Origin of the sequence: Lachnotalea glycerini, assembly GCF_003201285.1 — a bacterium.
GTDB classification, from domain to species: Bacteria; Bacillota; Clostridia; order Lachnospirales; family Lachnospiraceae; genus Lachnotalea; species Lachnotalea glycerini.
Genome location: NZ_QICS01000002.1, coordinates 104,019 through 116,087 on the forward strand (window position 1 = coordinate 104,019; position 12,069 = coordinate 116,087).

The 12,069-nt window shown below is 34.6% G+C and carries 8 protein-coding genes; all 8 read left to right on the forward strand.

Going from position 1 to position 12,069, the window contains the following annotated elements:
• The first annotated feature begins 79 nt into the window (after positions 1-79).
• The 8 genes from C8E03_RS04895 to C8E03_RS04930 all read left to right on the forward strand — a co-directional run bounded on the left by C8E03_RS04895 (position 80) and on the right by C8E03_RS04930 (position 11,902).
• Positions 80-1,273 carry a glycoside hydrolase family 5 protein gene (locus C8E03_RS04895; protein ID WP_094377258.1) on the forward strand — a complete coding sequence of 398 codons (1,194 nt, stop codon included), beginning with the start codon at positions 80-82 and terminating at the stop codon, positions 1,271-1,273.
• Between the two features lie 37 nt (positions 1,274-1,310).
• The gene (locus C8E03_RS04900) at positions 1,311-3,314 is read left to right on the forward strand and encodes a beta-galactosidase (RefSeq protein ID WP_110290465.1); all 2,004 of its coding nucleotides are present in this window, start codon (positions 1,311-1,313) and stop codon (positions 3,312-3,314) included.
• Positions 3,314-4,648: a glycoside hydrolase family 30 protein gene (locus C8E03_RS04905; RefSeq protein WP_110290466.1), complete on the forward strand. Its 1,335-nt coding sequence runs from the start codon at positions 3,314-3,316 to the stop codon at positions 4,646-4,648. The genes C8E03_RS04900 and C8E03_RS04905 overlap by 1 nt, the downstream gene beginning before the upstream one ends.
• 57 nt (positions 4,649-4,705) lie before the next feature.
• Positions 4,706-6,250, forward strand: a complete 1,545-nt coding sequence (locus tag C8E03_RS04910; protein WP_110290467.1) for a response regulator — start codon at positions 4,706-4,708, stop codon at positions 6,248-6,250.
• Positions 6,247-8,082: a sensor histidine kinase gene (locus C8E03_RS04915; protein ID WP_110290468.1), complete on the forward strand. Its 1,836-nt coding sequence runs from the start codon at positions 6,247-6,249 to the stop codon at positions 8,080-8,082. Before C8E03_RS04910 ends, C8E03_RS04915 begins: the two co-directional genes overlap by 4 nt.
• 381 nt (positions 8,083-8,463) lie before the next feature.
• On the forward strand, positions 8,464-9,390 hold the full coding sequence (locus C8E03_RS04920) for an ABC transporter permease (RefSeq protein ID WP_094377286.1): 927 nt from the start codon (positions 8,464-8,466) through the stop codon (positions 9,388-9,390).
• 20 nt (positions 9,391-9,410) lie between these two features.
• Positions 9,411-10,325, forward strand: coding sequence for a carbohydrate ABC transporter permease (locus tag C8E03_RS04925; RefSeq protein WP_094377253.1), 915 nt, complete (start codon positions 9,411-9,413; stop codon positions 10,323-10,325).
• 38 nt (positions 10,326-10,363) lie between these two features.
• Positions 10,364-11,902 carry an ABC transporter substrate-binding protein gene (locus C8E03_RS04930; RefSeq protein WP_110290469.1) on the forward strand — a complete coding sequence of 513 codons (1,539 nt, stop codon included), beginning with the start codon at positions 10,364-10,366 and terminating at the stop codon, positions 11,900-11,902.
• Positions 11,903-12,069 lie beyond the last annotated feature (167 nt).

Below are 12,069 nucleotides of genomic sequence, written 5' to 3' on the forward strand. Positions count from 1 at the left end.
TATCTTAAACTGTAAGTAGATTATAAGGGCAATGATGAAATGAATCAAACAGAAATAATGCTTAAAAAAGGAGAAAGAAATGAAAGTAAAAGGCGTTAACCTTGGAAATTGGCTTGTGTTGGAAAAATGGATGAGTCCTGCATTATTTGATGGTACAACAGCAGAAGATGAATATTGGCTGCCTCGTCAATTATCAAAAGCAGTTTATGAGGCAAGAATCAATGTTCATAGAAGTGAGTATATTACAGAACGTGATTTCGTGACCATTAAATCATGGGGAATGAATGCAGTTCGTATTCCCGTACCGTATTTTATCTTTGGAGACAGAGAGCCATTTATAGGCTGCATAAGAGAGCTTGATCAGGCATTTAACTGGGCTGAAAAATATGGGCTGAAAATTCTTATAGATTTGCACACAGCGCCGGAGGGTCAAAACGGTTCTGATAACGGAGGTATCTGTGGTGTGTGTAAATGGGCACAAAATCCCGATGAAGTGGAATTTGAACTGACAGTTTTGGAGAGACTGGCTGAAAGATACAAAACACGTGAAGGGTTATGGGGAATTGAAATACTAAATGAGCCTGCATTGGAAAGTATATGGGAAATGTTTGGAATGCAGCAACGCTATCCGCCGGTAGACCTGAAAATGGCAAAAGGCAGTAAGGGCATCAGCCATAAGTTTATCAGACAGTTTTATAAAGATGCTTATGAAAGAATCCGAAAACATATGCCAGAGGATAAATATGTAGTATTTCATGATGGATTTGAACTAAAAGCATGGAAAGATTTTATGCAGGAAGATAAATATAAGAATGTAGTTTTAGATACGCATCAATATCTGATGATGGCGGAAATGGCAGGGTGTAAGCAGACGATAGAGGGATACTTGAAATATATAAAGGAACATTTCCTTAAAGACATAGAGGAAATGCAACAATACTTTCCAGTCATCTGCGGCGAATGGTGTTTATTCAACTCTCTTGCATGCGGTTTTGATACCAAAGGCGGACAAACTGTGTTAAATGGTTTGGAAGGGGCATCCGTAGAAACCTTAACGTCAGAGCAGAAAATGGAAATCTACAAAACAATAGGAAGGGCACAATTAGAAGCATGGAATAAAGGATCTGGATATTTTTATTGGAGCTATAAGCTATTAACAGATACAGTAAATACGAGCGGATGGATTGGCTGGGATAGCTGGGATCTAGGAAGATGTGTTGATTTTGGATGGTTTCCGTTAAATTATGAAAATGAATCAATAATAATACATTAAAGATACCATGTAATAAATCAATAAAAAGGTGTTGGATATGAATCAGGAATTATTATTTGGAGCAGCATATTATTTGGAATATATGCCATATGACAGATTGGAACAAGATATCTATATGATGCAGAAAGCAAGAATGAATGTTGTACGAATTGCAGAATCTACCTGGAGTACATTAGAGCCGATCGATGGAGAGTTTGATTTCTCATATATAGATCGTGTTTTAGAAGCAGTAAAGAAAGCAGGAATGATGGCAATTATAGGAACTCCTACTTATGCGATTCCTAGTTGGTTGGAAAAGAAAGATAAAGATATCATGTTGACAACGAATGAAGGACAGAAACGATATGGACACAGACAGTGCATGAATATTATGAATGCAACGTTTCGTTTTTATGCAGAGCGCATCATTAGGAAATTGGTTTTACATACTGCAAATCATCCATGTGTCATAGGGTTTCAAATTGACAATGAAACAAAGCACTATGGCACAGCAAGCGAAGAGGTACAAAAACAATTTAAAGAATACTTAATGGATACCTTTTGTACAACAAAACAACTGAATAAAACCTTTGGACTGGCCTATTGGAGTAATTCCATTCGTGATTGGGATGATTTACCGGATATGCGTGGATGTATAAACGGTGGACTTTCCAGTGAATTTGAACGCTTTTTAAGAAGTATGGCAGCACAATATTTAAAATGGCAGGCACATATTGTAAGAGAATACAAACGAGAAGACCAATTGATAACGCATAATTTTGATTTTGAGTGGAAGAAATTTGGTGCCGATATCGCGCAGGATGGATATTCTTATGGAGTACAGCCCGATATCAATCATTATGAAGCCGCTCAAGCGGTAACGATAGCAGGAGCAGATATCTATCATCCGACACAGGATTATTTGACCGGGGCGGAAATTGCTTTTTGCGGAGATGAAATTCGTAGCTTAAAAGACCAAAATTATTATGTATTAGAATGTCAGGCACAGGCTTTTAAAAACTGGACACCATATCCTGGCCAGCTTCGTATTCATGCATACAGCCATCTCGCAAGTGGTGCAGACGGTATTATGTATTGGAATTGGCATTCTATCCACAATGGATATGAAACCTATTGGAAAGGCTTGCTAAGTCATGATTTAGCAACAAATCCAACTTATGAAGAGGCTTGTAGATTAGGAAAGGAATGGAGCAATGTTGGACGTAGATTATTGCATTTAAAAAAGGAAAATAAAGTTGCAATTGTGATAGATAACCAGTCCTTAAATGCATTAAAATGGTTTCCGATAGACACTAAATTAAGCTATAACGATGTGGTTCGTTGGATGTATGACAGCCTTTATGAAATGAATATAGAATGTGACGTTGTAGATGTAAATGCATTCGATACGAGTAAATACCGTATGATTGTTACACCAGCCCTTTATAGTGCATCAGAAGTTACATTAATAAAATTAAAAAATTTTATTGCAAGCGGCGGTGTTTTGGTAAGCTCATTTAAATCTTTTGTATCAGATGAGCACTTAAGTGTTTATTCTGATAGGCAGCCTCATATTCTACAGGAATGTTTTCAAATGAGCTATAATCAGTTTACAGAACCAGGAAAGATGAAATTAAAGGGAAAGGTGGTCAATTATTTTGCTGAATTAGTAAAGACAGATGGAGCGCAGGTTCTTGCCTATTATGACCATAAATACTGGAAAGAGTATGCAGGTATCACCCTCGCTGAATATCAAAATGGCTTTGCCTACTATATTGCGTGTTATACAGATAAGGCTGTCTTGAAAGAAATTTACAGACAGGCTTTAAAGGATGCTGGGCTAGAATGTGATACAGCAAAAGTTTGCTGGCCGATTATTATTCGAAGTGGTAAGAACCAAGAGAATAAGATCATACATTATGTGTTTCATTATAGTGAAAAGGATGGTGTTTTTATTTGTCCTTATGAAGAGGTAAGAGATATTATAAGTAAAAGAGAATATAAAAGAGGAAGTCAAATTGAATTGAAAGACTGGGATGTCATCATATTGGAGGAAGAATAATGGAAATCAAACTATTTCAAAGTGCAGGGAAAGAAACTCTAATCAGGAGTGAACTATCAAAAAATTTTACAGAAGATACAGGAATTGAAAATGAAGTGATTAATTTGTATCCGTCTATTGAGTATCAAACATTGGAAGGATTTGGGGGAGCTATTACGGATGCATCGGGATATGTGTTTGCTCAGATGAATGAAGAACAAAAAAACAATATGCTGTCGATGTATTTTGAAGAGCAGAATATGAATTATCAGATTGTTCGTATTCCTATGGATAGTTGTGATTTTTCTACCCATCTATATTCCGCTGTAGAGGAGGAAGAGGACGTAGAATTGAATACTTTTTCTTTTGCAGATACACAACGTTATATCATCCCACTTCTGGATGCAGCACAGAAAAAAGCAGGAAAGAAATTAAAAATTATGCTATCCGCATGGTCACCGCCAGCATTTATGAAAACGAATCAAGAGCGTAAAAATGGCGGCTCTTTAAAACCTAAATACCGTCAAATGTGGGCGGAGTATCTTTGCAAATACATTGAAACCTTTCAAAAAAATGGTTATGTTGTTGCACGTATGACTATCCAAAATGAACCAAAAGCAGTGCAGACATGGGATTCTTGTGTATATTCGTCTGAGGAAGAAAAAATATTTTTAAAAGATTTTTTATATCCAACCTTGAAAAAACATGGGATGGCTGACGTTGAAGTATTTATTTGGGATCATAATAAGGAACGTCTCTTTGAAAGAGCAGATGAAATCATTGATGATGAGACAGACAGCATGGTAACCGGACTTGCTTTTCACTGGTACAGCGGGGATCATTTTGAAGCATTGGATTTGGTAAGAGAGAAATTCCCAGATAAAAAATTGATTTTATCTGAAAGCTGTCTGGAATTCAGTAAATTTGATCCTGCCACAGAAAGCTTCAATGCGGCTCGCTTGGCGCATGATATGATTGGAAATCTAAATCATGGTATGCATGCATTTTATGATTGGAATATTTTGCTAAATACGCAGGGAGGACCCAATCATGTAAATAATTATTGTGATGCACCTTATCTTTTTGATGAAAATAAAAAAGAGCTGATTACTCGTATGTCACTATCTTATTACTGGCATTTCACTCACTTTATTAAACCGGGTGCAAAAAAAATTGCATATACAAAATATACGTCCCAATTGGATATAACAGCATGGAAAAATCCGGATGGCAATATTGTTATAATAGTTTTGAATGCAACTAAAACCCCATTGCCATGTATTCTGCGTTTGAATGGTAAAATAACAGAGTTTACAATTTCGGAGCATGCGATTGCAAGTGGTATCATTCACTAAGGAGGTTGCAAATTAAAAACAGTTTGAAACTGGTAAATTGATGATTGGGGGGATAGTATGATTCGCTTAATTATTGTAGAAGACGAAAAGCTGATACGAAACGGTATTGAAAAACATGTACCGTGGAATAAACTTGGTGTAAATTTAGTACTTTCTGCTGAAAATGCAGAAGAAGCCTTTCAGATGTGTAAAGAATTGAAACCGGATATTATTATTTCAGATATTATGATGCCTGGAATAAATGGGATACAGCTTTGCCATACATTTAGAAAAACCATGCCTGAAAGTCAGATTATTTTTATCAGCGGTTATTCGGATAAAGCATATTTAAAGGCTGCAATTGAACTGAAAGCTGTCAGTTATGTGGAAAAACCAATTTCTATGTCTGAATTACAAGAAGCTATAAAAAAAGCAGTAGAATCCGTACAAAGATCAAGGAGACAAAGTACCAATCTTTTGCATACGTTATTGGGGGTACAGGATGCAGAAACGGACAGCATCGTTGAGGCGATTAAGCTGTCTGACAAAGGAAAAGTAATAGAACAGGATTCAACTTTTCGCATCTTGGTTTTACATACTAAAAATAAGACATACAATGCAACAGAATTTAACAGCAGATGTCAAGAATATATTTCAGATATATTATTAAAGGCTGGAATTCATTATATTACAGACTTTGCTAAAAAGGATTTATTTGTATTATTATTATCGGGACCTGATCAAATGATAGGCAAAGATTCAGCAATCATGTCTGTTTGCTGGTCTGCACTTTCCAATATGCGAAAAGAAGACGAAGAATGGTTTTGGGGAATTGGGAAAGAAGTGCAGTCCTTAGAAAAGGTTTCTGATTCTTATCAAAGTGCATTAGAATGCATCCAATTACTCTCCTTTAAGGGATGGAATAATTATGCTTTTTATAATGAACCGTATTCTTATTATCAGGAAAATTTGCCTCTTGCTCATCAGAATGAGTTTCATAAGGCTCTTCTTGATAAAGATATAAAAAGAAGTACATCTATATTAGAAAGCATATTTCAAATGTTAATCGATGGGAATGTGGTACTGAATTTTAATGTACGAAATATTTATAATACGTTAGATCGTATTATCCTTCAATCTGGCAGAGAGCGTAATTTAATCGGATTTCAAAAGCAGAGAAGAATAAAGCAGGAAAATGAAAAATTTTTGGATGGTGTAGAGACAATAGAAGAAATGCATTCTTATGTAAAGAATCATATGAAACAAATTCTTAAAGAGAATGAATGTGAGCAGAAAAATAATTTTGCTGTAAAACATGTAATTGATTATATATTAGAAAATTATGCCGACAAGGAAATTAACATTCAGATATTAGCTAGTGTGGTGTATCTTACACCTACTTACTTAAGTAATCTTTTTAAGAAAAAAACAGGAGTTACAATTGGTCAATATATTACTGAAATCAGACTAAAAAAAGCAGAAGAATTATTAAACAATCCAAGACTTAAGCTGTATCAAATAGCTGATATGGTGGGATATGAAGATGCGAATTATTTTGCCAAACTATTTAAAAAGAAAACAGGAATGATGCCATCTGAATATAGGGAGAATATAATAGTATGAATAAATGGATTGACAATCTAATCAGTGCTTATAAAAAGCTGTCAATGCAGAAAAAAATGATATACGCATTTTCTATACCGGTTATTATAATCTGCATGCTAATAAATCTGGTCAGCTATCATGTCATCTCTCAAAATTATAAGAATCAATTACGCTATTTAGTAGATCAATCATGTGAACAGGCAAAAGCTTTTATCTTAAACTATGTCGAAAATATGTATTACACGTCCGTCATGATATCGGATAACAGCAAAGTAGAAAATATCCTTGCATCAAGTGAATTTTCAAAGGATAAAGATTTAGCGGAGCAGTATCGTGAATTCTGGAATTTAAAAGATGCATTTCAAAACATAGGAGTATCGAATCCTACTTTCAGAATTGGTATGTATATTCCGGATTATTTAATTTATTCTAACAATAATGATTATTTCTATCCTTCATCATCTCTTCAAAGTCGAGAGGACTATGAAGAAATGATGCAAGTTATTTCAAATGGAAAAATGTATTTTGCATTAATTGATGAGTCGGAGCCATCTAATCCGAGCAGACATAAATCCTATCTATCACTCTTTAAAAGAATGGAAGTGACGGACAATCAGCAAGAAAAGAGAAGTTATATCTGTAAGGTCGAGGTACTGGTTTCTGAGTTTGAAAAGATACTTAAAAATGCTAATAATACCAAAAACGGATTAATTTATCTTTTAGATGAAGATAAAGAAATACTGGTATCATCAGATGACAGCACAATTAAAAACATGTATGATAAGGGCTGCTTGCCAAAATCAAAGTTAACCTCATGGTCACAGTGGAACGTAGATGATAGTAACTATTATGTTTTATGGCAGTCGATTGAGGAGTCGAACTGGCAGATTGTTTCGTTAATTCCTGTAGATCAGTTTCAACAGCAAAGTAATTTTATATGGTTTATGATATTAACAATAGTAATTGTAATATCCATAGCGGTAATTATTATTTCCATCCTGCTTTCGCGATATTATGTAGGTCGGTTATCAAAGCTGAATCAGAAAATGAAAACGCTTGAGAAAGGAAAGCTGAATGCAGATATTTATACTCAATACGAACAATCAGGGGATGAGATAGACGAAATATTTATTAATTTCAACTATATGACGGACAAATTAAGAAGTCTGATGCTAGAACATTATAAACTCGGTAAAAGCGTTATGTCAGCCGAGTTAAAAGCATTACAAGCACAGATTAATCCTCACTTTTTATATAATACTTTGGATTTGATAAATTGGAGTGCAATGGATTACGGTGCACAGGAAATAGTAGATATTGCACATAATCTGGGCCAGTTTTACCGTCTAAGCCTAAATCATGGCAAAAACGCCATCCTAATCGATGAGGAGTTAAAGCATGTGGAGGCATATGTTAATATTGAGAATGTACATTTTGACGGCGCAATCAAACTAATGATAGATGTACCCAATGAAATCCGTTCTTACGCTTGTCTAAATATCATATTGCAGCCCTTTGTTGAAAATTCCATCATTCATGGTATCGCAGAGCATTCTGAAATCAAGGAATGCAATATAAAAATCAGTGCTGAATTGGAAGACGAGGATATTATGATTCATATTGCAGATGATGCAAAAGGAATGGATGAAAGCCAAGTATCACAGCTTTTAAATAATAGTTCCTCAGATGCTAATAATGGCTATGGTGTTAAAAACATTAATTTTAGAATTAAGCTTTGTTACGGTGATAAATATGGTATTACCTATGATAGTATACCTAAAAATGGTACAATTGTTCACATTCGTATACCAATAATGGCTTATAATGAACTGGAAGACAATTTAAAATAAGAACATATAATATAAAAACATATAATATAAAAACATATAATATAAAAACAGCTTAAGCCTTTATTCATACTAATAGCTGTTTTTTAGAAATTTTGTATATTTTTATATTGGTATAGCCGTTTCTTATAACATGCAGTCATATGATTCTAAAATAATACAAAAAAATCTTAATTTTGATATTGTATTTTATAATAACATAAAATATTCCTTATTATCGTAAGTTTAATACCTACTTATTTTTCTGTTGATACGGTATAGTAAATTTATTAGTAATTGCTTAGCTTTTCTGGTACAGAAGCGTTTTATCAAAGCAAACAAAAAGAGACTGTAACAATATCATGCGTCACCTAGTTTATGATTGGAAAGAGAGTGGGAAAGAAAATGGGAAAACACTTAAGAAATTTAGGGCACGAATTTAAAAAGAACCGCGCTCTATTTGTAATGATAGCACCAGCAGTACTGGTCGTTCTTATTTTTTCATATTTGCCAATGTCTGGCTTGATTTTAGCATTTAAAGAATACCGTTTTAATTTGGGGATATTTGGTAGTGAATTTAACGGTCTTGATAATTTTAAGTATTTGTTTCAATCAGGAACAGGATGGTTAATTACGAGAAATACAATCGTATTCAACTTAGTGAATTTAATCTCGTCTCAAGCTCTTGCTATTTTAGTGGCTATTTTTATTACTGAGATTAATCATAAATACTTTAAAAAATTAACACAGTCAATTATTTTTTTACCGTATTTTATATCGTGGGTTATCGTTGGCACATTTATATATAATATATTCAATTATGAAACAGGTGTCTTAAATCATGTGCTGCAGTTATTTGGATTGGAAGCTATAAATGTATACTCTATGCCTAAAGTGTGGCCTTTTATTATTGCCATCTTTAATGCATGGAAATGGTGTGGGTACAATTCTGTTATTTATATTGCAGCTATTACAGGTGTTGACTCAGAAACGTATGAAGCAGCAGCAGTGGACGGAGCAAATATTTTCCAAAGAATTAAGAATATTACACTTCCGTGCATTAAGCCTACCGTAATTACAATGTTGCTTTTACAGGTAGGGCGAATCCTTCGAGGAGATTTTGAAATGTTTTATCAGATTGTTGGAAATAATGGGCAATTGTTTAATGCGACAGATGTTATTGACACTTATGTATTTCGTTCGCTGTTACAAAACTCTAATCTTGGCATGACAGCGGCAGCAACTTTTTATCAATCTATTTTATGCTTTGCTATTATTATGATAGTAAATGCAGTAGTAAAACGTATTGATAAAGACAATGCATTATTCTAGAGAAAGGGAGGTATGTAGGAATGGTTGACAGCTTGGTCGTAAAATCAGGTCAAATAAAAATGAGTACTTCAACAAAAGTATTTAATGTGATAAGCTATGTTTTTGTAGCATTCATGGCACTGGTTTGTATACTGCCTTTTATTATGATGATTTCAGGCTCGGTTACTTCAGAACATGCAATTCGTTTTAGTGGATACAAAATACTACCAAAAGAATTCACATGGGAAGCATATAGTTTGATTTTTAAAAATCCAATTACAATTTTTCGTGCGTATGGCGTGTCTTTTTATATCACAATAATAGGTACCATATTAGGGCTTTTTCTAATTACAATGACATCTTATGTCATAAGTCGTAAAGATTTTAAATATCGTAATGCATTTTCTTTTTTCTTTTATTTTACTACATTATTTAATGGTGGAATGGTATGTACTTACATATTTTATATTCAATATTTGCACTTGAAGGACAGCCTGTGGGCATTGATTTTACCAGGTATGTTTAATGTATTCTATCTGCTGATTATGAGAAGCTTCGTATCGGCAATCCCGGTGGCACTAATTGAATCAGCCAAGATTGATGGGGCCGGTGAATTTAGAATTTTCTTCAGAATTATTTTGCCTCTGTTAAAATCGGGTCTTGCAACGATTGGTTTATTTCTTGCCTTGGGATATTGGAATGATTGGTACAATGCAATGCTTTATATTAATTCAGATAAAAAATATCCGTTACAATATATGTTATATAATATGTTACAGCAGACACAGGCACTAGCAAAAATTGCAAGTCAAGCGGGAATTTCGGTACAAAATTTGCCATCAAACAGTTTAAAGATGGCTATGGCCGTTGTAGCAACAGGCCCCATTATACTGCTATATCCATTTGTACAAAAATATTTTGTAAAAGGAATCACAATTGGTTCAGTAAAAGGCTGATCGAATTGATATAAACATATGTATAAGGAGGATATGATATGAAAAAGAGAAAGGCAATGTTGTGTTTTGGGTTGGTTCTTACTATGATGGGCAGTATACTGGGAGGATGTGGTACAAGTAGTTCTTCCATTGATACATCAAATGCGGATCAAAGTTCATCCCAAAGCTCAGAGGAAACCGGCGAATTAGACACTTTTGAAGAAGTAGAGCTGGTAATGTATGTAATTGGGGACAGGCCTGCCGGGCAGGATGCTGTAGATGAAAATTTTAATCAATTAATAAAAGAAAAATTAAATTGTACCCTAAAACTTAACTGGATTCCATGGTCAGATTACGCAAATAAATATCCGCTTTTGTTCTCATCAGGAGAAGAATTTGATATGGCATATACATCTGGCTGGTTAAATTTTGCTTCATTAGCAAGAAAAGGTGCATTTATGAGTCTGGACGAGCTTTGGGCAACCTATGCTCCCAAAAACTTCTCCAAGCAATCTGTAGCAGCCCTGCAGGAGGCAACGATTGATGGGCATTACTATTGCATCCCAACAATGCTTTCCACTTACAATGCGTATGGGCCTATCTATCGAACAGATATTATGGAAGGCAGCGAATGGGATGGCAAAATGGAAACTTTTGAAGATGTTGAAACATATTGCGATATTGTAAAAGAAACCAAACCTGAAATGGAGCCGCTTGATATCTATTCAGCAGGTTCAGAATGGGATGATACATGGATGTGGAGTTTGGGTTACTCATCAAGCAAGGGGTCTAGTAATGATTTCCTTTTCTTTGATTCGTCACAAGAAAATCCACAGTTGTTTACTTACTATGAAAGTGATCAAACAAATGAGTTTTTGGAAATGATGGCAAGATGGAATGAAAAAGGATTTTTCTCAAAATCAGCATTATCTGATACGGATTCTACTAAGACTCAGAATGGTAAAGCAGCAGTGAGAACTCATAATGTAGACAACTATGCAAGCTATTCAACCATACATCCAGAATGGTCTTATAGCTATTCGAATTTAGTGAAGAGTATTGCTCATTTGCCATATACACAGGATGCAATGGTTATCTCAAATACTTCTAAGAACCCAGAAAGAGCATTGGCACTTTGGGATTTAATTACCAATGATCAGGAAGTTTTCGATGCATTCTATTATGGGATCTTAGACAAGACATACACATTAGATGACAGTGGCGATTATGCAATAACAGATGCGGATAATTATGCAGTGTCAACTATGTGGGCGGCACGTACGACTGAGTTTAACCGTAACATAGTAGGAACTCCTGCAGATTACAATACGATGAAAGAAGGATTTGAAACCTCTATTGTAGCTGGGGAAGGTACTGAAAAATACTCCGCGTTTACAATTGATACCTCTTCCATAGAAACAGAGTACGCAGCATGCCAGAGTGCTCATCAGCAGTATTGGTGGCCGTTAGAACTAGGCTATACAGATGCGGCAACGGGTCTTGCAGAATATCAAGAGAAGATGGAAGCAGCAGGAATTGAGAAGGTTCGTACAGAAATCCAGAAACAGTTGGATGCATATATCGCTAATCTAAAATAATATTTTTATAATAAAGGTAGAGGAAAAAAGGTATGGAAGATGAAAATTTTCCATACCTTTTTGTGTTATTGCTGGAACATTTGATATGAAATGTGAACTATTTTTTAAAATTTAGCTGTAAGAGGTTCAAATTATGTATATCAGTCACATTGGGGCACATAATAGGA

Coding starts and splice junctions, on each gene's coding strand:
- C8E03_RS04925 (WP_094377253.1), top strand. CDS start 9,411: ATGGTTGACAGCTTGGTCGTAAAATCAGGTCAAATAAAAATGAGTACT.
- C8E03_RS04915 (WP_110290468.1), top strand. CDS start 6,247: ATGAATAAATGGATTGACAATCTAATCAGTGCTTATAAAAAGCTGTCA.
- C8E03_RS04930 (WP_110290469.1), top strand. CDS start 10,364: ATGAAAAAGAGAAAGGCAATGTTGTGTTTTGGGTTGGTTCTTACTATG.
- C8E03_RS04900 (WP_110290465.1), top strand. CDS start 1,311: ATGAATCAGGAATTATTATTTGGAGCAGCATATTATTTGGAATATATG.
- C8E03_RS04895 (WP_094377258.1), top strand. CDS start 80: ATGAAAGTAAAAGGCGTTAACCTTGGAAATTGGCTTGTGTTGGAAAAA.
- C8E03_RS04910 (WP_110290467.1), top strand. CDS start 4,706: ATGATTCGCTTAATTATTGTAGAAGACGAAAAGCTGATACGAAACGGT.
- C8E03_RS04920 (WP_094377286.1), top strand. CDS start 8,464: ATGGGAAAACACTTAAGAAATTTAGGGCACGAATTTAAAAAGAACCGC.
- C8E03_RS04905 (WP_110290466.1), top strand. CDS start 3,314: ATGGAAATCAAACTATTTCAAAGTGCAGGGAAAGAAACTCTAATCAGG.